Origin of the sequence: Streptomyces sp. URMC 129 (genome assembly GCF_051386415.1) — a bacterium.
Taxonomy (GTDB): Bacteria; Actinomycetota; Actinomycetes; order Streptomycetales; family Streptomycetaceae; genus Streptomyces.
Genome location: NZ_JBPQTQ010000059.1, coordinates 1 through 22508, shown reverse-complemented (window position 1 = coordinate 22508; position 22508 = coordinate 1). Strand labels below are relative to the sequence as shown.

Below are 22508 nucleotides of genomic sequence, written 5' to 3'. Positions count from 1 at the left end.
TCCGCTGCCGAGGCGACCGAGGGGCCGCTGTGGATCGAATTCGGGTGCTCGTGGTGGACGGGCACCGGATCTTCGCCGAGTCGCTGGCCACCGCGCTCACCGCGGAGCAGGACGTCGAGGCGATGGCCGTCGGAAGTGTGCCCGCCGCCCTGAGCCAGCTCGAACGGGGCCCGTACGACGTCCTGTTGCTCGACGCGGATCTCGACGGCGCCGCGGCCGGCGAGAACTCGCTGATCGCCTCGGCACGGGAGCGGCACCCCACCCTCCGGGCTGTCATGCTCGCGGCATGCGACGACCCGGCGCGGGCCGCCCTCTCCCTGACCGCCGGGGCCAGCGGCTGGGTCGCCAAGGACAGTTCCCTGGCCCGCCTCCTCCAGGTCGTGCGCGGCGTGCTGCGCGGCGAGACCCACGTCCCGCCCGCGCTGCTCACCGGGGTCCTCCGCGAACTGCACCGCGACCGCCGCCACCGCAGCGAACACGAGCGCCTGATCGAGTCGTTGACCCCCCGCGAACTGGAAGTCCTGCGCTGCATGCTGGCCGGTCTCGGCCGCAAGGCGGTGGCCGAACGCCTCTACCTGTCCCCGCACACGGTCCGCACCCACATGCAGAACGTCCTGGGCAAGCTCGGCGTCCACTCCACCCTGGCCGCCGTCGCCCTGGCCCGCCGGGCGGGCGTCCCCCCGGCGGACTAGGGCCTGACTTCCGGATCTTCGCGGGGCCACTGGGCGGGTCGCCCGGGACATCGCGACACAGCGGCCGGCCGCTCCCTCGACGCCCCGGCCGAACGCCTCTTCTTCCATGTCACCTTCTTCCCTGTCACCGGCGCCGCTCCGCGGTCCCCGGGTCGGCGGCACCGCGCGCCCCGTCGGCCGACAACACCGGACACACGTCGTGCATCCCCTGTTCCGGCGGCTCCCGGCCCCGGCCGGGTGCTGCCGCGGGAGGACCCGGGGCCTGCCGCAAGCCCCCCGGGCGGGGTCAGCGGACGTAACGGGCGGGCTTCGTCGCCGCGTTGACCAGGTACTCCAGCGGTCCGCGCCGGAAGAACCGCAGCCACACCGACGCCACCAGCGCCGCCACGCCGACGAAGCCCAGCCACACGTACAGCGGCGCCCCGTCCAGCTCCAGGTCCAGCCACCAGACCGCCACCACGTGCCCGACGTACGCGGTCAGCGACATGGTGCCGACCGCGATCACCGGCCCCGCCAGGCGGCGGGCGGACGCCACGCGGTCGACCAGGATCAGCGCGCCGGCGATCACGGCGATCGCCACACCGGTGTTGGCGATCAGCGACGGCGTGGTCTGGCTGTGCGGGGCGGCGACCAGCAGCCACCACCAGGTGTCCCAGTTCGCCTCCGTGTCCACGTCCGACCACCAGGCGTGCGGCGCCCCGGTCGCCTCCACCGCCCGCGGGAAGACGCGGAACGCCAGCCACGAGCCGCCGTAGCCGAGCACCGCCATCGTCGTGCCCAGCCGGGCCAGCCGGACCCGCGCCGCCGGGGACGTCAGGTCCAGGCGGCCCAGCGCCATGCCCGCCAGCACGTACGGCATCCAGGTCAGCGCCGGGTAACCGCCCGTGAAGAGCAGGGCGATGACACCCTCGCCGCTCCACGCGGAGAGCGGGTCGTGGCCGTCGACCGTCGCCGCCCAGCCCCGGTAGGACCAGTCCTCGGTGTACAGCACGTCGGACAGCGCGTGCGCCAGCGGCGGGCCCAGCAGCGCCCAGACCGCGGCGATCAGGGCGAGCGTCCGGGCGGGCAGCCGCCGGAAGGGCAGCGCGAGCAGGAAGTACACGCCGTAGTACGCGAGGATCACCTCGACCACCGTGCCCGACGCGGTCAGCGCGGTGCCCAGGGCGAGCAGGACGACCGCCCGGATCACGATCCGCGCCGCCGCCCGGCGGCCGTCCCGGCCGGTTCGCGGGACGCGGCGCCCGGCGATCAGCACCAGCGCCAGTCCGGCCAGCACGGCGAACAGCGCCGACGAACGGCCGTGGAACAGCTCCATCACCCAGCCGGTCACCCCGCCCTCGGCCGGCATCGGGCCGACGTGGGCGGCGTACATCCCGAACACCGCGAGCCCGCGCGCCAGGTCGAGCCCGATCAGCCGCCCCACCCCGGCGGCTGATCGGGCCGACGGCGCACCGGCCGGGGCCCAGGGCCCGGCCGGTGCGCGGACTCCCCCCAAGTCCTGTGTCATGCCCCCAGATTCCGGCAGGCGGCGGGCGCGGGACATCCGGCAGACTGCCGCTGGCACCCCGCCGACCGGCCGGAGCCGCCCCCGCCGACCGGCCGGGGCGCAGGGACGGACGGAAGCGGGCGGACGGGGACGACACGAAGGGGGAACACGCGTGATACGCGTACTGGTGGTCGACGACGAGGCACTGATCCGCACCGGGTTCCGGCTCATCCTGAACGCCGCCGGCGGCATCGACGTGGTGGCCGCGGTCACCGGCGGCGAGGCGCTGGACGCGGTCCGGCGGCACCGCCCGGACGTGGTGCTGCTGGACGTCCGGATGCCGGACGTGGACGGGCTGACCGTGCTGGCCGGGATCCGCGCCCTGGAGAGCCCGCCGGTCGTCGCGATGCTCACCACCTTCGACACCGACGAGTACATCGCCGCCGCGCTGCGCGCGGGCGCGTCCGGGTTCCTGCTGAAGGACACCGACCCGGAGGAGATCGGGGCGATGGTGCGGACCCTGGCCGAGGGCGGCACGGTGCTGTCCGCCAAGGTGATCCGCACCGTGGTCGACGGCTACCTCGACGCGGGCCGTGACGCCGTGGAGGCGGACGCCGCCCGCCGGGTCGCCCGGCTGACCGGCCGGGAGCGGCACGTGCTGACGCTGCTGGCCACCGGCCTGTCCAACGCGGAGATCGGCGCCCGCCTGCACCTGGGGGTGGGCACGGTGAAGGACCACGTCAGCGCGATCCTCGGCAAGCTGGACGCCGGCGGCCGGGTGCAGGCCGCGCTGCTGGCCGAACGCGCCGGGCTGCTGCGCCCGGACGGCGGCGACCCCCTCGATGCCGCGTCCGGCGGCGCGTCCGGCGCCGCGTCCGCAGGCCCGCGCCGCGAGGGGGGCCGCGCCTGATGGCCGCGCCGCCGCGCCTGTCCCCGCGCGCCCAGGACGCGCTGGTCGTCGCCGTCGCCCTGCTGGACACCTGGATCAGCAGCGACGGCGACCACCCGCTGATCATCGCGGGCACCGTCGCCGCCTCCCTCGCCCTGCTGCTGCGGCGGCGCCTGCCCGGCACGGTGCTGCTGATCACCCTGGTGCCCGCGCTGACCTCGTACGCCGTGGTCGTCTCCCTCACCGCGCTCTACACGTTCGCCTCGCTCAGCCGCAGCCGCGCGCGCGTCCTCGCCGCCGCCGTCGCCTTCACCGCGTGCTACTCGGTGCCCTGGCCGCTGCCGCCGCTGCACGAGTTCGACGGCGTCAGGGCCGCCATCGACGTCGCCTACTCGCTGGCGCTGGCCGCCGCCCCCATCTTCCTCGGCCAGCTCGTGCAGGCCCGCCGCGACCTGTCGCTGCGGCTGGCCGAGATCACCGAGGCCCGCGAGCAGGAACGGCTGCTCACCGCGCAGAGTGTGCTGGCCAAGGAACGCGCCCGGCTCGCCCGCGAGATGCACGACGTCGTCTCGCACCAGGTGAGCCTGATCGCGGTGCGCGCCGGGGCGTTGCAGGTGAGCGTCGACGACCCGGCGGCCAAGGAGGCCGCGACCACGATCCGGCGGCTCAGCGTCCGCACCCTGGACGAACTCCGGCACATGGTGGGCGTGTTGCGCGCGGGCGACGGCCGGCCGGCCGACCTCACCCCGCAGCCGACCCTCGCCGGGCTGGAGCAGCTCGTCGCGCACAGCGGCATCGAGGCCGAGCTGGCCGTCGACCTGCCCGGCGACCCGCCGCCGCCCGTGCAGCGCGCCGTCTACCGCACGGTGCAGGAGGCGCTGACCAACGTCCGCAAGCACGCGCCCGGCGCGCGGGCCACCGTGCGGGTCCGGCGGGAGGGCGACACCCTGCTGACCACCGTCACCAACACCGCCGCCACCCGGGCCACCCTCGCGCTGCCCAGCGCCCGGCACGGCCTGATCGGCCTGCGCCAGCGCGCCGAACTCCTCGGCGGCACCCTCACCACCGCCCCCGCCCCCGACGGCGGCCACCACCTCGAACTGCGCCTCCCCGCGTCACCACACGATCCCCCGTCCGGCAGCACAAGCTAGACCCCTCCCGGCAAACCGGTCGGCATATGCCGGACGCGTGTGCGCGAGATAAGTTGTCAGCGCACACCCATCCCAGCCCATGCGCGCGTCGGCAGGAGTCGAGCAGTGACGGACAACCAGCCAGCCAGCAGCGAGTCCCCGAGGGTGGCCGACCGGATCGACACCTCCGTCCCGCACTCGGCCCGGTTCTGGAACTACCTGCTGGGCGGCAAGGACAACTACGAGCCGGACCGCCAGGTCGGGGACTACATCAAGGAGCACATGCCGGGGCTGGTGGACGTCGCCCGCACCTCCCGGCACTTCCTCGCCCGCGCCATCCACTACCTGGTGGTGGAGGAGGGCATCCGGCAGTTCCTCGACGTCGGCACCGGCCTGCCCACCGCGGACAACACGCACCAGGTCGCCCAGCGCGCCGCCGCCGACTGCCGGATCGTCTACGTCGACAACGACCCGCTGGTCCTCGCCCACGCCCGCGCCCTGCTGACCAGCAGCCCCGAGGGCGCCACCGCGTACATCGACGCCGACGTGCGGGACCCGGTCGGCATCATCGAAGCCGCCGCGGAAACCCTGGACTTCGACCGGCCGGTCGCGCTGGTCCTGATGGGCATCATGGGCCACATCGAGGACTTCGCCGAGGCCAAGTCCCTGATCCAGCGCCTGCTGGCGCCCCTGGCGCCCGGCAGTTTCCTCGTGCACTACGACGGCACCAACACCTCCGAGCAAATGGTGGCCGCCGAGGAGGAGTACATCGCCAGCGGTGCCGTGCCGTACTACGTGCGCAGCCCCGAGCAGATCGAGGCCGCCTTCGAGGGACTGGAGCTGGTGGCCCCGGGAGTCGTCCGACTGCCCGAGTGGCGGCCGGAGTTCGGGGAGCTTCAGGGCCCGGCCGGCGTCGACGCGTTCGGCGGCGTGGGACGCAAGCCCCGCCGCCCCCGCCCGTGACCGGTGTCCTGTCACGCACCGTGTCGCCCTCTTGACGCTGTACAAACAGGTGGGCGTAAGGTCGAGCGACCCGGCACTAACCGCGGAGCGTGGGAGGCAGTCATGGCACTACGGTTCATCGCGAAGGACCCGGCCACCAACGGAACCCAGTGCCCCACCGTCCTGGTGGACGAGCACAACGCCGATCTCGTGCTCCAGGGCTGGAAGGCCGACCCGGACACCGAGGAGGAGTGCGAGAAGTTCGGCCCGCTCCCCGAGACCGAGGCGGTGATCCGTATTCCCGCCCGCATGGTCCCGGCCATCAGGGAGGCATGCGATGTCGCAGAGCGATCGGCTGTTCGTTGACCTTCTGGCGAACTGCCGTCGTTCCGCCGTCCACCTGGAGATGAGAGATGTCTACGGCATCGAGGAGGAGGACGCGGCCTTCGCCGCCTGGAAGGCCGGCCACCGGCCGGATCCCGACGATCCGGCCTCCTGGTGGACCGACTTCCACACGTGGGTGAGGGATGCGGTGGCCCGGGGGGTGACATTCCGCCGGGCCCGCATCGTCTCCGAGCCCGTCACCGACTACATCCGGTACGAGCACGCCTGCACCTTCCAGAACATCGCCGCGGGAGAAGAAGTCCGCTGGCTCCCGCGGCGCCGGGCGTCGGACATCGCGCTGCCGGGAAACGACTTCTGGTTGTTCGACGACACCACCGTCATGTTCAATTATTTCACTGGTAAGGGGGGTTCAGCGGGCGCCGAGTTGAATCAGACCTCGCCCGTCGCGAAGCTGTGCTCTGCAGCGTTCGCCGCTGTGTGGGAACGTGCTGTCCCGCACCAGGAGTACCAGGTCTGACGTACCACCGAGAGCAAGCGCATGTCCGTATCGCCGTCCTCCAGCGCCCAGGCAGCGCGCGAGGCCGTCGCCGCGCGCCTGAGGGACATCCGCCTGGACGCCGGCCTCACCGGACGCGGCCTGGCCATGCGCTGCGGCTGGAGCGAGGCCAAGACCTCGCGCATCGAGAACGCCAGGACGCCTCCCTCGGACGCCGACCTCCGCGCGTGGTGCCAGGCGTGCGGCGCGCCGGACCAGATCCCCGATCTCATCGCGGCCTCCCGCAACGCCGAGTCGCTGTACGTGGAATGGCGGCGGCTCCAGCGCACCGGGCTGCGCAGGCTCCAGGAGTCCTACGTCCCGCTGTACGAGCGGACCCGCAAGTTCCGCGTCTACTGCTCGACGGTGATCCCCGGCGTGCTCCAGACCCGCGAGTACGCCGCCGCCCTGCTCGGGTCGATAACCCAGTTCCACGGCGCGCCGGACGACGTGGCCGCGGCGGTCGACGCGCGGCTGGCCCGGTCGCGCATCGTGCACGAGGGCGGGCGGCACTTCGCGCTGCTGGTCGAGGAGGCCGTGCTGCGCTACCAGATCGGGGACGCCGAGACGATGGCGGGTCAACTCGGGCATCTTCTCGCCATCATGGCGCTGCCGTCGGTGTCCCTCGGCGTGATCCCGTTCAGCGCGGGCGCGCGCCGGCTGTGGACGCTGGAGACCTTCAGCCTCTACGACTCGGGGCAGGCGTTCGTCGAGTTGCTGACGGCTCAGGTGACCATCACCGCGCCCAGCGAAATGGCCATGTACGAGCGGGCGTTCAGCCAGATGTCGCGGTTGGCGGTCTACGGGCCCGAGGCCCGCGCGCTCATCGGAGCGGCTGCCGCTTCACTCGGTTGACTCGTGCGAAAACCGGTGCAAGATCGTGGCCGGTTCTCGCCAACCGTTCTTACCTTCCTCCTGTGGAACGAAGCTTGCGAGGCCGCGGAGTGGCACGTGTGCGTTGACGTTGACATGGAGGCGCCGCGCCGGCGGCTGACGGAGGCGCTGGCGCGCGGGGGGCACTTCCAGTCGGGGTGGATGGAGGCGGTTTTCGAACGCGTCCCCCGCCACCTGTTCGCGCCCGACACGGTGTGGCGCCGCAACCCCGCGGGGCCCGGCTGGCTCCCGGTCCGGTGGGCGGAGGACCCGGACCTGTGGACGGAGATGGTGTACTCCGAGCACGGGGTCGTCATCCAGCTCGACCCCTGCGGCCGGGAGGCCACCAGCGTGATCAGCCCGCCGGCCGCCGTGCTCAACATGCTCGCCTCGCTCGAACCCCGGCCCGGCGAACGGGTCCTGGAGATCGGCACCGGCAGCGGGTACCACGCGGCGCTGCTGTGCGAGCGGGTCGGCATGGGCCTGGTCACCAGCGTGGAGATCGACGCGTCACTGGTCCGCCGGGCCGTGCGTGTGCTGGCCGATGCCGGGTACCGGCCCCATGTGGTCTGGGGCGACGGGGAGTTGGGGTGGCCGGATGGCGCCCCCTACGACCGGCTGATCTCGACGTCCGCCGTCCGCCGCGTCCCGCTCGCCTGGCTGGAACAGGTGCGGCCGGGCGGCGAGATCGTCACCCCCTGGTACCCCAACTACCACGGGCGCGGCCTGATGTGGCTGCGGGTGGGCGAGGACGGCACGGCCCGCGGCTGGTTCCACGGCGGCGAGTCGTTCATGCCGGTGCGCGGCCAGGGCGTGACGGGGACCGACCCCCGCCAGGTGTGGGCGGCGACGCACAGCGAGGCGGAACGGTTCGGCGGCGCCGCGGTCGATCTCTCCGACGTGGACGAGCACGGGGAGTTCGCGCTGAGCGTGCTGCTGCCCGGCGTCTCGCACTGCCGGCAGGCGGGCGACGACGACTGGTTCTTCCTCGACGCGGAGGGCGACACGGTCTCCTGGGCGCGGGTCACGCCCGGCGCCTCCTTCCGGCACGGCCCGCGCGACCTGCTCACCGACATCGACTGGGCCCTGGACTGGTGGCGCGCCCGCGGCCGGCCCCGCCTCTTCGACTTCGGCGTCACCGTCACCAAGGACCACCAGGACGTCTGGCTGCGCACCCCCGACCGGATCGTCACCCCGCCGGCCGGACCCTGAGCCGACGCCCGGCCCCCGGTGCGCGGGAGGCCGTACGGGCCGCGTCAACGACCGGCCGGCCGCCGTCAGGAACGCGTCAGCGGCGCCCGCCCGGCCCGGCCGCCGGGCTTAGCGTGCGAAGCGGGCCGGCGGACGCCCGGCCACCACACGGCGGCAGGCAGGTGTGTCATGTTCCCCAGCGACCCTCTCCCACCCGGGCTCCTCCTCGTTCCCGTCCGGCAGGGCCCGACGGGCTGCGTCGCCCGGCTCTTCCGCACCCCGCTCGGCCTGCGCACGGTCGTCGGCTTCACCAGCGAGCACCGGCTGATCGCCGCCCTCGGCCCGGCCCAGCGGTGGATCGTCCTCGCGGAACCGGCCCTGCGCGCCCTGACCGCCCCCCTCGGCGCGGTGGCCGTCACGGTGGACCCCCGCTGGACCGCACCTCCCTTCAGGGACCACCGCCCCGCGCCCACCCCGGTGGCGGCCCTCTCCTGACACGCCCGCCCGCCGGGTCGCGGGGCCCTCCCGGCCTTCCCCGGACCGACGTCCGGGAGGGCCCCCATGGCCGGGGCAGCGTCGCGGCCCCACCGTGAAGCGCGTCGCGGAAGCGATGGGGGGCGTCAGGCGGGGGTGTTGTCGAAGGGGGCGGTCAGGGCGCGGAGGAGGGCCGCCAGGTCGCGGCGCTGGGCCGTGGACAGGTCGGCCAGCAGGGCCCGCTCCTGCACCAGGAGACCGGCCAGGGCCTCGTCGGCGTGGCGCTGGCCGGAGGCGGTCAGCCGCACCAGCACGCCGCGCCGGTCGCTGGGGTCGGGCAGCCGCTCGACCAGGCCGCGCTTGGCCAGCCGGTCGATGCGGTTGGTCATGGTGCCGGAGGTGACCAGGGTCTGGGTGAGGAGCTGGCCGGGGGAGAGCTGGTACGGGTCACCCGCCCGGCGCAGCGCGGTGAGCACGTCGAACTCCCATGGCTCAAGGTGGTGCTCGGAGAAGACCAGGCGCCGGGCCCGGTCCAGGTGGCGGGCCAGTCTGCTGACGCGGCTGAGCACTTCCAGCGGCTCCACGTCCAGATCGGGGCGCTCGCGCCGCCAGGCCGCCACCAGCCGGTCCACCTCGTCCTCCATGAGGTCCAGTCTAATTGTTCTGTCGATATGAAGTCTCACGACATAAAGCCTCACGGTATCAAGCATCTTGACATCGAGAGAGATGGGGGGCCAGGCTCGGAGCCATGCCCCACGCACCCCGGCCCCGGTGGGACCCCGCCCAGTACCAGCGGCACAGCGGACACCGCGAGCGCCCCCTCCTCGACCTCCTCGCCCGCGTCCCGCCGCTGCCGGCGCCCGCCGCGCCCCGCGTCGCCGACCTCGGCTGCGGGCCCGGCCGCCCCAGCCTGCTGCTGACCGAGCGCTGGCCCGGCGCCCGGGTCACCGGATACGACACCTCCCCGGCGATGCTCGCCGAGGCCGCCACCCACGCCGGGCCCACCCCCGGCGGCGGCTCCCTCGCCTTCGCCCACGCCGATCTGGCCGACTGGCGGCCGGCCGAGCCGTTCGACCTGATCGTGTCCAACGCCGCGCTCCAGTGGGTGCCCGGCCACGCCGACCGCTTCCCCGCCTGGGTGGCGGGCCTGGTGCCCGGCGGCGTCCTCGCCTTCCAGGTCCCGGGCAACTTCGGAGCCCCCAGCCACGTCCTGATGCGCGAACTGTGCGCGAGCCCCCGCTGGCGTGGCCGGCTCGGCGGCGCCCTGCGCCACCGCGACGCCGTGCTCACGCCCGGGGCGTACGCCGAGGCGCTGGCCGCCCTCGGCTGCGCCATCGACGTGTGGGAGACCACCTATCTCCACGTCCTGCCCGGCGCGGACCCGGTGCTGGACTGGGTCAAGGGCACCGGCCTGCGGCCCGTCCTCACCGCGCTGGAGAGCGACCCCGGGGCCCGCGACGCGTTCCTCGCCGACTACCGCGCCGCCCTGCGCGCCGCCTACCCGCCCGGCCCGCACGGCACGCTCTTCCCGTTCCGCCGCGTCTTCGCGGTGGCCCGGCGGCCGGGCGGGACGAGGGCGGCGCGCTGATCCGCTCAACCCGCCCACCTCGCCAGGCACCGGCTGATTGGGCAACAAGATTGGGCGAATCGGGTGAACAGCGGCAACCGAATCCCCCCAGGCGCGTTGTGCAGGGCGCTCCAGACACAGGGCATTCCAGAACTCGGAAGGACAAGCTAGTGATCAAGAAGACGCTGGCCTCGGTCGCGGTCGCGGCCTCGGTCGTCGGCGCCACGGGCCTCGCCGCCGCCCCCGCCATGGCGATCGGCGGCGACGACGAGTCGGGCAACGCCGCGACGGTGAACGGCAACGGCCAGAAGCAGGTGTACGGCAACACCACGACCGGCGGCTACATGAGCCCGAACATTTCCCTGGTCAACGGCTCGTTCAACGACTTCTGCGTCACGGTCGACGACATCAGCAACATCGTCCAGATCCTCGCTATCCCGATCGACGACATTCTCAGCAGCCAGCCGGACCTGGAGTGCTCCGAGAACTCGACGCAGGTCGACGGCGACGACCCGCTGTCCAGGCTGCTGTCGGACATCTCGCTGCTCTCCGAGAACGGCGTCAGCAAGCACTGAGCCGTGCCGACCGGCCCGCGGGCCCCGGGTTCTTCGGCCTTCTGACCGGGGCTCCGCACACACGACTCCCCCTCCGGACGCATGTTCCGGAGGGGGAGTCGTGTTAGTCGCCGGCCCGCGGCCACCACGGCCGCGCGCTACGTGCGGCGCCTGCCGATCAGCCGCGGGTGGTGCTCCAGGCCCTGCAGGCCGTGCCACGCCAGGTTCACCAGGTGCGAGGCGACCTCCGCCTTCTTCGGCCGCCGCACGTTCAGCCACCACTGGCCCGTCAGCGCCACCATCCCGACCAGCGCCTGCGCGTACATCGGCGCCAGCTTCGGGTCGTACCCGCGGCTCTTGAACTCGTGCCCCAGGATGTCCTCGACCTGCGTGGCGATGTCCCCGATGAGCGACGCGAACGTGCCCGTCGACTGCGCCACCGGCGAGTCCCTGACCAGGATGTGGAAACCGTCCGTGTACTGCTCGATGTAGTCGAGCAGGGCGAACGCCGCCTGCTCCAGCAGCTCCCGCGGATGCCCCGCGGTCAGCGCGCCGGTCACCATGGACAGCAGGCGGCTCATCTCACGGTCGACGACGACCGCGTAGAGCCCTTCCTTGCCGCCGAAGTGCTCGTAGACCACCGGCTTGGACACCCCGGCCTTCGCCGCGATCTCCTCCACCGACGTGCCCTCGAAACCCCGCTCGGCGAAGAGCGTGCGCCCGATGTCCAGCAACTGCTCCCGGCGCTCCGTGCCGGTCATCCGCCGGCGGGCCCGCCTCGCGGGGCGGGCCGGGCGGTTCTTGCCACTGTCATTGATGCTGTTTTCGGTCGCCACGCGCTCATCATGCCGCGTGCGCAGTGGCGTTTTCTTTCCGGTTTTCGTCCCCGTTCGTCTCAGGTGTATTGCGTTTCGCGTCCAGCCGGCTCCGCTTCGGCCAGCGGACGTCCCACGCCCAGCCCGCCTTCTCGAACCAGCGGATCAGCCGGGCCGAGGAGTCGACCTGCCAGCGGTCCACACCGTGCCGGGCGCAGGTGGGGTCGGCGTGGTGCAGGTTGTGCCAGGACTCGCCGCAGGACAGGACGGCCAGCCACCACACGTTGCCCGAGCGGTCGCGCGACTTGAACGGCTGCTTCCCGGTGGCGTGGCAGATCGAGTTGATCGACCAGGTGACGTGGTGCAGCAGCGCCACCCGCACCAGCGAACCCCAGAAGAACGCGCTCAGCGCGCCCTGCCACGACCACGTGACCAGGCCGCCGATCAGCGCCGGAGCGGCCAGCGAGACCGTCGTCCACAGCACGAAGTGCCGGGAGATCCGCACGAGGTCCGGGTCCTTCAGCAGGTCCGGGGCGTACTTGTGCTGCGGGGTGCGCTCGGTGTCGAACATCCACGCCATGTGCGCCCACCACAGGCCCTTCAGCAGGGCGGGCACGCTCTCGCCGTAGCGCCAGGGGGAGTGCGGGTCGCCCTCCGCGTCCGAGTGCTTGTGGTGCTTGCGGTGGTCGGCCACCCAGCGGACCAGCGGCCCCTCCACCGCCATCGAGCCGGCGATCGCCAGCGCGACCCGCAGCGGGCGCTTGGCCTTGAACGAGCCGTGGGTGAAGTACCGGTGGAAGCCGATGGTGATCCCGTGACAGCCGATGAAGTAGAAGACGGTGAGCAGGCCGAGGTCGAGCCAGCTCACCCCCCAGCCCCAGGCCAGCGGGACGGCCGCCACCAGGGCGAGGAAGGGGACGACGATGAACAGCAGCAGCGCGATCTGCTCCATCGAACGGCGCTGCTCGCCGCCCAGCGTCCCGGACGGCAGCGGCTCGCCGGGGGCGCGTTCTTCCGCTCCGGGCGACGACGTGAGGTCTTGGTCAGTGGACGACATGGGTGGTTCCTCGGGGGAGGGGGCACTATGCGGAGGTTTCAGCCACCTACGGGACCGTAACCTACGGCATCGTAAGTATCCCAGCCCGCCGTGTGGCCACAAGGGCCAGTACCCCGCACGACCGCTATGTAGCGGTTCTGTGGGGAATCCTCATTACGATGGCCCTGCCGGACAGCGCGGTCCGCTCTGACTCTCCCTTCCTCCGTAAGCCGCCACGAGGAGCCGCAACCGTGACCAGTTCCGATGCCCTCACCAGTCCCGAGATCCCCGACGCCACGGGAGCACCGGAAAGCAGTAGCACCCTGCGGGCCGACATCCGCCGGCTGGGGGACCTCCTCGGCGAGACGCTGGTGCGGCAGGACGGGCCCGAACTGCTTGAGCTGGTCGAGCGGGTCCGGGCGCTGACCCGCACCGACGGGGACGCCGCCGCCGATCTGCTCGGCCGCACCGACCTGGCGACCGCGGCCAAGCTCGTCCGCGCCTTCTCCACCTACTTCCACCTCGCCAACGTCACCGAGCAGGTGCACCGGGGCCGTGAGCTGCGCGAGCGCCGGGCGGCCGAGGGCGGCGAACTGTCGCGCACCGCGGACATGCTGAAGGACGCCGACCCCGCGCACCTGCGGCAGACCGTGGCCCACCTGGGCGTGCGCCCGGTGTTCACCGCGCACCCCACCGAGGCGGCCCGCCGCTCCGTGCTGACCAAGCTCCGCAAGATCGCCGAGCTGCTGGACAACCCCGAGTCCGAGCACGGCGGCGACCGGCGACGCACCGACGTGCGGCTGGCGGAGAACATCGACCTCATCTGGCAGACCGACGAGCTGCGCGTGGCCCGCCCCGAGCCCGCCGACGAGGCCAGGAACGCCGTGTACTACCTGGACGAGCTGGCCGCGGGCGCCGTCGGGGACGTGCTGGAGGACCTGGCCGCCGAGCTGGAGCGCGCCGGGGCGCCGCTGCCGTCCCTGTCCCGGCCGCTGACGTTCGGCACCTGGATCGGCGGCGACCGCGACGGCAACCCCAACGTCACCCCCGGCGTCACCTGGGACGTACTGGTGCTCCAGCACGAGCACGGCATCGACGGCGCGCTGCGCCACATCGAGGAGCTGCGCGGCGCCCTGTCCGGCTCCATCCGCAACTGCGGCGCCAGCCAGGCCCTGCTCGACTCGCTGCGGCAGGACCTGGAGCGGCTGCCGGAGATCACCCCCCGGTACAAGCGGCTCAACGCCGAGGAGCCCTACCGGATGAAGATCACCTGCATCCGGCAGAAGCTCCTCAACACCAAGGCCCGGCTGAAGGACGACACGCCGCACGTGCCCGGCCGCGACTACCTGGGCACCGGCGAGCTGCTCGACGAGCTGCGGCTGGTGCAGACGTCCCTGCGGGAGAACCGCGGGGAGCTGATCGCGGACGGGCGGGTGGAGCGCGTCATGCGGACGCTCGGCGCGTTCGGCCTCCAGCTCGCCACCATGGACGTGCGGGAGCACGCCGACGCCCACCACCACGCGCTGGGCCAGCTCTTCGACCGGCTCGGCGAGGAGTCCTGGCGGTACGCGGACATGCCGCGCGAGTACCGCACCAAGCTGCTGGCCAAGGAGCTGCGCTCGCGCCGCCCGCTGGCCCCGACCCCGGCGCCGCTGGACGCCGCCGGCGCCAAGACCCTCGGCGTCTTCGGGACGATCCGCCGGGCGCTGGACACGTTCGGGCCCGAGGTCATCGAGTCGTACATCATCTCCATGTGCCAGGGCGCCGACGACGTATTCGCCGCCGCCGTGCTGGCCCGCGAGGCCGGGCTGATCGACCTGCACGCGGGCTGGGCCAGGATCGGCATCGTGCCGCTGCTGGAGACCACGGACGAGCTGCGGATCGCGGACGAGCTGCTGGACGCGATGCTCTCCGACCCCTCCTACCGCCGCCTGGTCTCGCTCCGGGACGACGTGCAGGAGGTCATGCTCGGGTACTCGGACTCCTCCAAGTTCGGCGGCATCACCACCTCCCAGTGGGAGATCCACCGCGCCCAGCGGCGGCTGCGCGACGTCGCGCACCGGCACGGGGTGCGGCTGCGCCTCTTCCACGGCCGCGGCGGCACGGTCGGCCGCGGCGGCGGCCCGACGCACGACGCGATCCTCGCCCAGCCGTGGGGCACGCTGGAGGGCGAGATCAAGGTGACCGAGCAGGGCGAGGTCATCTCCGACAAGTACCTGCTGCCCTCGCTCGCCCGGGAGAACCTGGAGCTGACGGTCGCCGCCACCCTCCAGGCCTCCGCCCTGCACACCGCGCCGCGCCAGTCGCAGGAGGCGCTGGCCCGCTGGGACGCGGCGATGGACACCGTCTCGCAGGTCGCGCACACCGCGTACCGGCGGCTGGTGGAGGACCCGGACCTCCCGGCGTACTTCTTCGCCTCCACCCCGGTCGACCAGCTCGCCGAGCTGCACCTCGGCTCCCGGCCCTCGCGCCGCCCGGACAGCGGCGCCGGGCTGGACGGGCTGCGGGCCATCCCGTGGGTCTTCGGCTGGACGCAGTCGCGGCAGATCGTGCCCGGCTGGTACGGCGTCGGCTCCGGCCTGAAGGCGGCGCGCGAGGCGGGCCTGGAGGACGTGCTGAGCGAGGCGTTCGACCAGTGGCACTTCTTCCGGAACTTCCTGTCCAACGTCGAGATGACGCTCGCCAAGACGGACCTGCGCGTCGCCCGGCACTACGTGGACACGCTCGTCCCGCAGGAGCTGCGGCACGTGTTCGCCACCATCGAGGCGGAGCACCGGCTCACCGTCGCCGAGGTGCTGCGCATCACCGGCGAGCGCGAGCTGCTGGACGCCCACCCCGCGCTCCAGCGCACGCTGCGCATCCGCGACGCGTACCTGGACCCGATCTCCTACCTCCAGGTGACGCTGCTGCACCGGCAGCGGGAGGCGGTGGCCCGCGGCGAGGAGCCGGACCAGCTCCTGACGCGGGCGCTGCTGCTGACGGTCAACGGCGTGGCGGCGGGCCTGCGCAACACCGGCTGAGCCCGCCGGGGCCGGGCCGGGTCAGGGGGCCGGCGGGGCCAGTGGGGTCAGGGCCAGGCGATCTCGCCGGTCGCGGCCCTGGTCCCCAGCTCCAGCGCGAGCAGCCCGGCCAGGCCCGGCCGCCGCCTGAGCAGCGCCGCCCGCAGCGCCTCCGCGTCGCCGCACCGGGCCAGCTCCTCCTCGAACGCGGCCAGATAGCCGCGCGTGAAGGCGATCACCGAGGCGTCGGTCGGGGTGTCCGGGGTGCGGTGCCCCGGCACCACCAGCCTCGGGGACAGCCGCTGCGCCTCGGCCAGCACCCGGTCCCAGGCGGCGCGTTCGGCCCGGCGGGCGGTGTCCGCCGTCCACGGGTGCACCCCGGCGCAGAGCAGCGCGCCGCCGAGGAGGGCGCGGTCCTCCGGCTGCCACAGGTACTGCGTGCGCCACACCAGCTCCGGGTCGCCGCCGCGCACCTCGAACAGCCGGCCCTCGAACTCCAGGGAGCCCGAGGTCAGCACGTCGGGGACGACGACGTCGGCGGCCAGGTTGGGGCCGAGGTTCCGCCAGCTCGCCAGGCGCGCCTCCCCCATGTCCTTGATCCGCTCGACGGTGGCGGCCGTGGCGACGATCCGCACCCCGGGGAACGCCTGCCGGACGGCCTGCAGACCGGCGTAGCACTCGGGGTCCGCCGCGCTGACGAAGACGGTCGTCAGCCGCTTCCCGCTGTCCAGCACCATCGCCAGCACCCGGTGCTGCTCGGCGAGGGTGAGCTGACCGTCGACGAGCAGCGCCTCGCGCTCGCCCGTGACCAGGACCGACGTCTTGTGCAGACCGGAACCGGGCGCGGTGTGGACGGCGTAGCAGAGAGCGGGCACGGCATCAGCACACCACGGGCCCGGTCCGCCCGCATGCCGGACGCCACCCGTTCAGGCGCGGAACGTCCGCCGGTACCCGGTGGGGGAGACGCCCAGCGCTGCCTGGAGGTGCTGGCGCATCGACGCGGCCGTGCCGAAGCCCGCCTCGCGGGCGATCCGGTCCACCGGCAGGTCGCTCTCCTCCAGCAACTGCCGGGCCCGCTCCACGCGCTGCTGGGTGAGCCAGCGCTGCGGCGACAGCCCGGTCTCCTCGCGGAACCGGCGGGTGAACGTCCGCACGCTCATCGCCTCCCGCTCCGCCAGCTCCCGCAGCGTCAGCGGCCGGTCCAGATGGGCCAGCGCGAACGAGCGGGCGCGGCCCGTGGAGTGGACGCGGGGCGCGGGGACGAGCCGTTCGACGTACTGCGCCTGCCCGCCGTCCCGGTGCGGCGGCACCACGGTGCGGCGGGCCACCGAGTTGGCCACCGAGGCGCCGAAGTCGGTGCGGACCATGTGCAGGCACAGGTCGATGCCGGAGGCGACACCGGCGGAGGTGAGCACGTTCCCGTCCTCGGTGTAGAGGATGTCCGGGTCGAGCAGGACCTTCGGGTACAGCGTCCTGAAGCGGTCGCACGCCGCCCAGTGCGTGGTGGCCCGGCGGCCGTCCAGCAGCCCGGCGGCGGCCAGTACGAACGCGCCCGTGCAGATCGACGCGACGCGCGCGCCGGGCCGGACGCGGGCCAGGGCGGCGGCCAGCCCGGGCGGCAGGCGGCCCGTGCTGTACGTCTCGTCCGTCTCGTGCGCGGCCGGGACGATCACGGTGTCCGCCTCGGCCAGTGCCTCCGGGCCGTGCGCCACGTTGACCGTGATGTCCGTGTCGGTGCGGATCACGCCGGGGACCGGGGCGCAGGTCACCACCTCGTACAGCAGCGTGCCGTCCGCCCGCCTGGCCCGGCCCATGATCCGGTGCGCTATGCCCAGCTCGATCGGGAGCAGGCCGTGCCGGACCAGGACGGCGACGCGGTGGCGGCCCGGCGCGCGGAAGGCCCTCGTGTCGTCGCTCATGGCCCGATCCTTGCACAACCTGGCCATCGGGCCACTCGTCCGGGCCCGTCCCGGGGCGCAGGATCGTCGGGTGACGCAGACCATCGGCCCCGAGACCCCGTCCCCGTCGTCCCCGTCGGCTCCGTCGTCCTCGTCATCCGCCGGCACCGCGTCCGGACCGCGGCGCGTGCACCCCGCCTGGTGGGTGGCGGCGGTCGCGTTCCTCGTCCTCATCGGCGCCGCCGGGTTCCGCGCCACGCCCGGTGTGCTGATCGACCCGCTGCACGAGGAGTTCGGCTGGTCGCGCGGCTCCATCTCGTTCGCCGTCTCGGTCAACCTGCTGCTGTACGGCTTCACCGCGCCGTTCGCGACCGCGCTGATGGAGCGGTACGGCATCCGCCGCGTCGTCGCGGGCGCGCTGCTGCTGATAGCGGCGGGCAGCGGGCTGACCGTCTTCATGACCGCCCAGTGGCAGCTCGTGCTGTGCTGGGGCGTCCTGGTCGGGCTCGGCGCCGGGTCGATGGCGCTGGCCTTCGCCGCGACGGTCGCCGGACGCTGGTTCGTGGCCCGCCGCGGCCTGGTCACCGGCGTCCTCACGGCGGGCGGCGCGGCCGGGAACCTCGTCTTCCTGCCGCTGGTCGGGCTGCTGGCCGACGGCCCCGGCTGGCGCGCCGCCGCGCTGACCGTCGCGCTGTGTGCGCTCGCCGTCGTGCCGCTGGTGGTGTGGGTGCTGCGCGACCGGCCCGAGGACGTGGGCCTGCGGCCGTACGGCGCGGGTGAGGAGTACGTCACCCCGCCGCCCGCCCCGCCCGGCGCGGCCCGCCGGACGCTCTCGGCGCTGGCCACCGCGTCCCGCACCCGCGTCTTCTGGCTGCTGGCCGCCTCGTTCGCCATCTGCGGCGCCTCGACGAACGGCCTGATCGGCACCCACTTCGTGCCCGGGGCGCACGACCACGGCATGCCCGTGCCGGTCGCCGCCTCGCTGCTGGCGGTCGTCGGGATCTTCGACGTGGTGGGCACCGTCTTCTCCGGCTGGCTGACCGACCGGTACGACGCGCGGCGGCTGCTGGCCGTCTACTACGCGCTGCGCGGCGCGTCCCTGCTCTTCCTGCCGACGCTGCTGGCGGACGACGTGCACCCGCCGATGGTGCTGTTCATCGTCTTCTACGGGCTGGACTGGGTGGCCACCGTGCCGCCGACGATCGCGCTGTGCCGGGAGCACTTCGGCGCGGACGCCGGGGTGGTCTTCGGGTGGGTGCTGGCCTCGCACCAACTGGGCGCGGCGCTCGTCGCGTTCGGCGCCGGGCTGATCCGCGACAGCACCGGCTCCTACGACCTGGCGTGGACGTCGGCGGGCGCGCTGTGCGCGGTGGCGACCGTGCTGGTCATGGTGATCGGCCGCCGGTCCGCTGCCGCGGCCGGCGCCGCCGCCGTCCGGGCCCGGACATGACGCGGGCCCCGGCGCGCGGTGCGCGCCGGGGCCGTGTGCAGTGTGCCGTGTGCCGTCCGGGTTCAGCCCTGGGCGGCGGCGTTGCGGCGCCGCAGCGCCAGGTACCCGCCGGCCCCGACCAGCACGGCCGCGCCGACGGACAGCGCGATCACCGGCATGCTCGACCCGGTCTCGGCCAGGTCGCCGCCCGGCTCCTCGCCGTCGGCCGGGACCTCTTCCCCGCCGGCCTCGCCCTGGGGCTCCTCGCCACCGGAGGCGCCCTCCTCGCCGCCGCCCGTGGCCGCCGCGGCTTCCTCGCCGCCGCCGCCCGTGGTGGCCGCGGCTTCCTCGCCGCCCGTCGTGGACGCGCCCTCCTCGCCGCCGCCGACGGCCGCTTCCGCGCCGCCGCTGGTCGTGGCCGCGCCGGAGGTGCCGGTCTCGGTGGCCGGGCAGGTGTGCGACAGCCGGAAGTCGACCGCGGTGCCGTCCACGGTGGCCTCGGCCGCGACCAGCTCCGCGCCGGGCTCGGAGGCCACGTACGCGTGCTTGTCCGACGGCGGGCCGAAGGTGGTGACGACGACCTCGCCACCCGGCTCGAAGGTGACGCGCAGCTCGACGAAGTCCGTGCTGTTCCCGGGCAGCACGAAGTGCCAGCCGTCCTGGTCGGCCGCTACCGGCGGGCAGTCCTCACCCTGCGAGAACTCGGGATCGACCGCGACGATGGGCAGTTGCGCCTCCTGGTGCAGCCCGACCTCGTGCTCGGTGGCCAGGGCCGGCGTGGCACCCGCGACCAGTACCACCGCGGCGGCGGCGACTGTGCCCAGGATGGACAGCTTGCGCATAGGGCATTCAACTCCGGGGAAGAGTGGTGAACGTATGGGGCGCGGGAAAGGATTCTGCGGAACTCCGGGCCTGACAAGGGCCGAATGCCCCCTGTGGTCCCATTGGGTGCGCGGTGTCCCAATGATCACCGGTAACGATCCGGTCATGCCGCGTTTCACGTCGCCGGACAGTCCCCCGCACGTGTCCGGAACGGCTCCGTACGGTCAGCCGTTGTACGCGCTCTGTGCCTTCTCCAGGCCCGCCGTCACCAGCGCCTCGACCGCGTCCGCGGCCCGGTCCACGAAGAAGTCCAGCTCCTTGCGCTCGGCCGCCGAGAAGTCGCGCAGCACATACGCCGCCACGTCCATGCGCCCCGGCGGGCGGCCGACGCCGAAGCGGACGCGGTAGTAGTCGCGGCCGAGCGAGGCGGTGATGGACTTCAGGCCGTTGTGCCCGTTGTCACCGCCGCCCCGCTTCAGCCTCAGCACTCCGTAGCCGATGTCCAGCTCGTCGTGGACGACGACCAGGCGGGAGACGGGGATCCGGTAGAACGTGCTCAGCGCCGTCACCGGACCGCCCGACAGGTTCATGAACGACAGCGGCTTCGCCAGCACCACGCGCGGCCCGCCCGCGCCGGGCGCGCCGAGGCGGCCCTCCAGCACGGCGGCACGGGCCTTGTGCGCCTTGAAGGCGCCGCCCATCCGCTCGGCGAGCAGATCGGCCACCATGAAGCCGACGTTGTGCCGGTTGGCGGCGTACTGGGGCCCGGGGTTGCCGAGTCCGGCGATCAGCCAGGGTTCGTCCACGGTCACATTCTCCCACCGGTGCCCGGGGTCACTCGGCGGCGGCTTCTTCCCCGGCCGCGGCCGGGGCCTCACCCGCGGCCTCCGGCGCGGGCTCCTCGGCCTGCGGCTGGAGGATCTGGAGGACGACGTCCTCCGGGTCGACGGCGAGCGTGGTGCCCTTGGGCAGCCGCACGTCCTTGGCCAGCACGGAGTCGCCGGCGCTCAGGCCCTCGACGGAGAGGGTGACGGACTCGGGCAGGTGGGTGGCCTCGGCCTCGACGGGCAGCGCGTTGAGCACGTGCTCCAGCAGACCGCCACCGGGGGCCAGCTCGCCCTCGACGTGGATCGGGACCTCGACGGTGACCTTCTCGCCGCGCTTGACGATCAGCAGGTCGATGTGGACCAGGAAGCCGCGGATGGCCTCGCGCTGCACGGCCTTCGGCAGCACCATCTCCTGGCGGCCCTCGATGTCGAGGGTCATGAGCACGTTCGGGGTCTTGAGGGCCAGCATCAGCTCGTGGCCCGGCAGCGTGATGTGGACCGGCTCGGTGCCGTGCCCGTAGATGACGGCGGGCACGCGGCCCGCGGCCCGGATCCGGCGGGCGGCGCCCTTGCCGAACTCGTTCCTGAGCTCGGCGGTCAGCTTCACATCGGCCATGGTGCACTCCTCGAAGGGGAAAACCGCGGATACGACAACGGTCACCCGGCCCAGGGCCGGCCCTCCACGAAGAGCGCGTCGATAACGGATGACCCCTGCGGGCCTCCCTCGCCGAGCAACGCCCGCGAGTCTACCCGCCGGGCCGAAGCGGCGCGCACCGCACACCACCGGGGCGGCGGCACGGGCGGTTCGGCACGGAACCGGGGCTCGCGTCCGCGCCGCCGCGCGGGTGGACCGGCTCCCGGCCGGTCCACCGCGGCGTGGCGCGCCCGGGCAGGGCTACGCGTCGCCCTCGAAGAGGCTGGTGACCGAGCCGTCCTCGAACACCTCGCGGACCGCCCTGGCGATCGTCGGGGCCATCGACAGAACGGTGATCTTGTCCAGCGCCACCTGGCTCGGGGTCGGCAGGGAGTTGGTGAAGATGAACTCGCTGACCTGCGAGTTCTTCAGGCGGTCCGCGGCCGGGCCGGACAGCACGCCGTGCGTCGCCGCCACGATCACGTCCTCCGCGCCGTTGGCGAACAGCGCCTCCGCCGCCGCGCAGATCGTGCCGCCGGTGTCGATCATGTCGTCCACCAGCACACAGACCCGGCCGCGCACGTCACCGACGACCTCGTGCACGGTCACCTGGTTCGCCACGTTGGGATCGCGCCGCTTGTGCACGATCGCCAGCGGGGCCGCCAGCCGGTCCGCCCAGCGGTCCGCGACCCGCACCCGGCCCGCGTCCGGCGAGACCACGGTGAGCATCTCGCGGTTCACCCGGCTCGCGATGTAGTCGGTCAGCACCGGCAGCGCGAACAAGTGGTCCACCGGGCCGTCGAAATACCCCTGCACCTGGTCCGCGTGGAGATCCATCGTGATGATCCGGTCCGCGCCCGAGGTCTTCAGCAGATCCGCCATCAGCCGCGCCGAAATCGGCTCCCGGCCACGGTGCTTCTTGTCCTGCCGGGCATAACCGTAGAACGGAATGATCACGGAGATGCTCCGCGCCGAGGCACGCTTCAGCGCGTCGATCATGATGAGCTGCTCCATGATCCATTTATTGATCGGCGCGGTGTGGCTCTGCATCAGAAAACAGTCGGCGCCGCGCACCGACTCCTCGAAGCGCACGTAAATCTCGCCGTTGGCGAAGTCGAGGGCCTTTGTCGGGACCAGCCCCACGCCCAATTGCGCGGCGACCTCCTTCGCCAACTCGGGGTGGGCGCGGCCGGAGAAGAGCATCAGCTTCTTCTCGCCGGTCGTCTTGATCCCGGTCACAGTACGTCTCCTTGGCTTCCGCGTCGGCGCTCGTTCACCCCATTGGGGCACCTCTACGGTACGCCCCCGTCAATCCTGCTCCGACTTGTGCTCCGCCGCAGCTAGAGCGGCGTGGGGGGGGGGGGGGGGGG

General features: G+C 73.3%; 23 protein-coding genes. 13 read left to right on the top strand and 10 right to left on the bottom strand.

Annotated features, from left to right (window positions below; genetic code table 11):
• Positions 1–29 precede the first annotated feature (29 nt).
• Complete coding sequence (locus tag ACSNOC_RS14390) at positions 30–692, top strand: LuxR C-terminal-related transcriptional regulator (RefSeq protein WP_436747800.1); 663 nt, start codon at positions 30–32, stop codon at positions 690–692.
• Positions 693–978: 286 nt separating this feature from the next.
• Here the strand turns inward: ACSNOC_RS14390 and ACSNOC_RS14385 are convergent, their stop codons facing one another.
• Positions 979–2199, bottom strand: a complete 1221-nt coding sequence (locus ACSNOC_RS14385; protein ID WP_436747799.1) for a DUF418 domain-containing protein — start codon at positions 2197–2199, stop codon at positions 979–981.
• Between the two features lie 151 nt (positions 2200–2350).
• Between ACSNOC_RS14385 and ACSNOC_RS14380 the strand changes: the two genes are divergently transcribed.
• The 8 genes from ACSNOC_RS14380 to ACSNOC_RS14345 all read left to right on the top strand — a co-directional run bounded on the left by ACSNOC_RS14380 (position 2351) and on the right by ACSNOC_RS14345 (position 8578).
• Positions 2351–3088 carry a response regulator gene (locus ACSNOC_RS14380; protein ID WP_436747798.1) on the top strand — a complete coding sequence of 246 codons (738 nt, stop codon included), beginning with the start codon at positions 2351–2353 and terminating at the stop codon, positions 3086–3088.
• Positions 3088–4218, top strand: coding sequence for a sensor histidine kinase (locus tag ACSNOC_RS14375; RefSeq protein WP_436747797.1), 1131 nt, complete (start codon positions 3088–3090; stop codon positions 4216–4218). Before ACSNOC_RS14380 ends, ACSNOC_RS14375 begins: the two co-directional genes overlap by 1 nt.
• A 105-nt stretch (positions 4219–4323) precedes the next feature.
• The gene (locus tag ACSNOC_RS14370) at positions 4324–5160 is read left to right on the top strand and encodes an SAM-dependent methyltransferase (protein WP_436747796.1); all 837 of its coding nucleotides are present in this window, start codon (positions 4324–4326) and stop codon (positions 5158–5160) included.
• 102 nt (positions 5161–5262) lie between these two features.
• Positions 5263–5505, top strand: a complete 243-nt coding sequence (locus ACSNOC_RS14365; protein ID WP_436747795.1) for a hypothetical protein — start codon at positions 5263–5265, stop codon at positions 5503–5505.
• Positions 5477–6001, top strand: coding sequence for a DUF6879 family protein (locus tag ACSNOC_RS14360; protein WP_436747794.1), 525 nt, complete (start codon positions 5477–5479; stop codon positions 5999–6001). The genes ACSNOC_RS14365 and ACSNOC_RS14360 overlap by 29 nt, the downstream gene beginning before the upstream one ends.
• Positions 6002–6022: 21 nt before the next feature.
• Complete coding sequence (locus ACSNOC_RS14355; RefSeq protein WP_436747793.1) at positions 6023–6874, top strand: helix-turn-helix domain-containing protein; 852 nt, start codon at positions 6023–6025, stop codon at positions 6872–6874.
• Positions 6875–6970: 96 nt separating this feature from the next.
• Entirely contained in the window at positions 6971–8104 is a 1134-nt protein-coding gene (locus tag ACSNOC_RS14350) for a methyltransferase domain-containing protein (RefSeq protein WP_436747792.1), read from the top strand.
• 168 nt (positions 8105–8272) lie between these two features.
• Positions 8273–8578, top strand: a complete 306-nt coding sequence (locus tag ACSNOC_RS14345; RefSeq protein ID WP_436747791.1) for an SAV_915 family protein — start codon at positions 8273–8275, stop codon at positions 8576–8578.
• Positions 8579–8703: 125 nt separating this feature from the next.
• Here the strand turns inward: ACSNOC_RS14345 and ACSNOC_RS14340 are convergent, their stop codons facing one another.
• The gene (locus ACSNOC_RS14340) at positions 8704–9201 is read right to left on the bottom strand and encodes a MarR family winged helix-turn-helix transcriptional regulator (RefSeq protein ID WP_436747790.1); all 498 of its coding nucleotides are present in this window, start codon (positions 9199–9201) and stop codon (positions 8704–8706) included.
• Positions 9202–9305: 104 nt separating this feature from the next.
• On the opposite strand from ACSNOC_RS14340, the gene ACSNOC_RS14335 reads away from it, so the two are divergent.
• Both ACSNOC_RS14335 and ACSNOC_RS14330 read left to right on the top strand, forming a co-directional pair.
• On the top strand, positions 9306–10145 hold the full coding sequence (locus ACSNOC_RS14335; RefSeq protein ID WP_436747789.1) for a trans-aconitate 2-methyltransferase: 840 nt from the start codon (positions 9306–9308) through the stop codon (positions 10143–10145).
• 149 nt (positions 10146–10294) lie between these two features.
• Positions 10295–10699: a rodlin gene (locus ACSNOC_RS14330; protein WP_436747788.1), complete on the top strand. Its 405-nt coding sequence runs from the start codon at positions 10295–10297 to the stop codon at positions 10697–10699.
• Positions 10700–10836: 137 nt separating this feature from the next.
• On the opposite strand, the gene ACSNOC_RS14325 is transcribed toward ACSNOC_RS14330, so the two are convergent.
• Together ACSNOC_RS14325 and ACSNOC_RS14320 are read right to left on the bottom strand one after the other, a co-directional pair.
• Entirely contained in the window at positions 10837–11514 is a 678-nt protein-coding gene (locus ACSNOC_RS14325) for a TetR family transcriptional regulator (protein ID WP_436747787.1), read from the bottom strand.
• Positions 11515–11521: 7 nt separating this feature from the next.
• Positions 11522–12550 (bottom strand): acyl-CoA desaturase, encoded by a 1029-nt coding sequence (locus ACSNOC_RS14320; RefSeq protein ID WP_436747786.1) that lies wholly within the window; start codon positions 12548–12550, stop codon positions 11522–11524.
• Positions 12551–12813: 263 nt separating this feature from the next.
• Here ACSNOC_RS14320 and ppc point away from each other — a divergent pair, with 263 nt between their 5' ends.
• Positions 12814–15549, top strand: coding sequence for a phosphoenolpyruvate carboxylase (gene ppc, locus ACSNOC_RS14315; RefSeq protein ID WP_436747811.1), 2736 nt, complete (start codon positions 12814–12816; stop codon positions 15547–15549).
• 47 nt (positions 15550–15596) lie between these two features.
• On the opposite strand, the gene ACSNOC_RS14310 is transcribed toward ppc, so the two are convergent.
• Together ACSNOC_RS14310 and ACSNOC_RS14305 are read right to left on the bottom strand one after the other, a co-directional pair.
• Positions 15597–16403 (bottom strand): MBL fold metallo-hydrolase, encoded by an 807-nt coding sequence (locus ACSNOC_RS14310; protein WP_436747785.1) that lies wholly within the window; start codon positions 16401–16403, stop codon positions 15597–15599.
• Between the two features lie 51 nt (positions 16404–16454).
• On the bottom strand, positions 16455–17474 hold the full coding sequence (locus tag ACSNOC_RS14305; RefSeq protein WP_436747784.1) for a GlxA family transcriptional regulator: 1020 nt from the start codon (positions 17472–17474) through the stop codon (positions 16455–16457).
• Between the two features lie 43 nt (positions 17475–17517).
• Here ACSNOC_RS14305 and ACSNOC_RS14300 point away from each other — a divergent pair, with 43 nt between their 5' ends.
• Complete coding sequence (locus tag ACSNOC_RS14300; RefSeq protein ID WP_436747783.1) at positions 17518–18876, top strand: MFS transporter; 1359 nt, start codon at positions 17518–17520, stop codon at positions 18874–18876.
• A gap of 62 nt (positions 18877–18938) precedes the next feature.
• On the opposite strand, the gene ACSNOC_RS14295 is transcribed toward ACSNOC_RS14300, so the two are convergent.
• The 4 genes from ACSNOC_RS14295 to ACSNOC_RS14280 all read right to left on the bottom strand — a co-directional run bounded on the left by ACSNOC_RS14295 (position 18939) and on the right by ACSNOC_RS14280 (position 22377).
• Positions 18939–19697: an LPXTG cell wall anchor domain-containing protein gene (locus ACSNOC_RS14295; protein ID WP_436747782.1), complete on the bottom strand. Its 759-nt coding sequence runs from the start codon at positions 19695–19697 to the stop codon at positions 18939–18941.
• 204 nt (positions 19698–19901) lie between these two features.
• A complete protein-coding gene (pth, locus tag ACSNOC_RS14290; protein ID WP_436747781.1) occupies positions 19902–20489 on the bottom strand; it encodes an aminoacyl-tRNA hydrolase in 588 nt (195 codons plus the stop codon).
• Positions 20490–20511: 22 nt separating this feature from the next.
• Positions 20512–21120, bottom strand: coding sequence for a 50S ribosomal protein L25/general stress protein Ctc (locus tag ACSNOC_RS14285; protein ID WP_436747780.1), 609 nt, complete (start codon positions 21118–21120; stop codon positions 20512–20514).
• A 279-nt stretch (positions 21121–21399) separates the two neighbouring features.
• Positions 21400–22377 (bottom strand): ribose-phosphate diphosphokinase, encoded by a 978-nt coding sequence (locus tag ACSNOC_RS14280; RefSeq protein WP_436747779.1) that lies wholly within the window; start codon positions 22375–22377, stop codon positions 21400–21402.
• Positions 22378–22508 lie beyond the last annotated feature (131 nt).

What these genes read in the sequence shown, in the direction of transcription:
- ACSNOC_RS14355 (WP_436747793.1), top strand. Translation starts at nt 6,023, where the DNA reads ATGTCCGTATCGCCGTCCTCCAGCGCCCAGGCAGCGCGCGAGGCCGTC.
- ACSNOC_RS14285 (WP_436747780.1), bottom strand. Translation starts at nt 21,120, where the DNA reads ATGGCCGATGTGAAGCTGACCGCCGAGCTCAGGAACGAGTTCGGCAAG.
- ACSNOC_RS14345 (WP_436747791.1), top strand. Translation starts at nt 8,273, where the DNA reads ATGTTCCCCAGCGACCCTCTCCCACCCGGGCTCCTCCTCGTTCCCGTC.
- ACSNOC_RS14305 (WP_436747784.1), bottom strand. Translation starts at nt 17,474, where the DNA reads ATGGCCAGGTTGTGCAAGGATCGGGCCATGAGCGACGACACGAGGGCC.
- ACSNOC_RS14365 (WP_436747795.1), top strand. Translation starts at nt 5,263, where the DNA reads ATGGCACTACGGTTCATCGCGAAGGACCCGGCCACCAACGGAACCCAG.
- ACSNOC_RS14360 (WP_436747794.1), top strand. Translation starts at nt 5,477, where the DNA reads ATGTCGCAGAGCGATCGGCTGTTCGTTGACCTTCTGGCGAACTGCCGT.
- ACSNOC_RS14320 (WP_436747786.1), bottom strand. Translation starts at nt 12,550, where the DNA reads ATGTCGTCCACTGACCAAGACCTCACGTCGTCGCCCGGAGCGGAAGAA.
- ACSNOC_RS14340 (WP_436747790.1), bottom strand. Translation starts at nt 9,201, where the DNA reads ATGGAGGACGAGGTGGACCGGCTGGTGGCGGCCTGGCGGCGCGAGCGC.
- ACSNOC_RS14385 (WP_436747799.1), bottom strand. Translation starts at nt 2,199, where the DNA reads ATGACACAGGACTTGGGGGGAGTCCGCGCACCGGCCGGGCCCTGGGCC.
- ACSNOC_RS14375 (WP_436747797.1), top strand. Translation starts at nt 3,088, where the DNA reads ATGGCCGCGCCGCCGCGCCTGTCCCCGCGCGCCCAGGACGCGCTGGTC.
- ACSNOC_RS14335 (WP_436747789.1), top strand. Translation starts at nt 9,306, where the DNA reads ATGCCCCACGCACCCCGGCCCCGGTGGGACCCCGCCCAGTACCAGCGG.
- ACSNOC_RS14295 (WP_436747782.1), bottom strand. Translation starts at nt 19,697, where the DNA reads ATGCGCAAGCTGTCCATCCTGGGCACAGTCGCCGCCGCCGCGGTGGTA.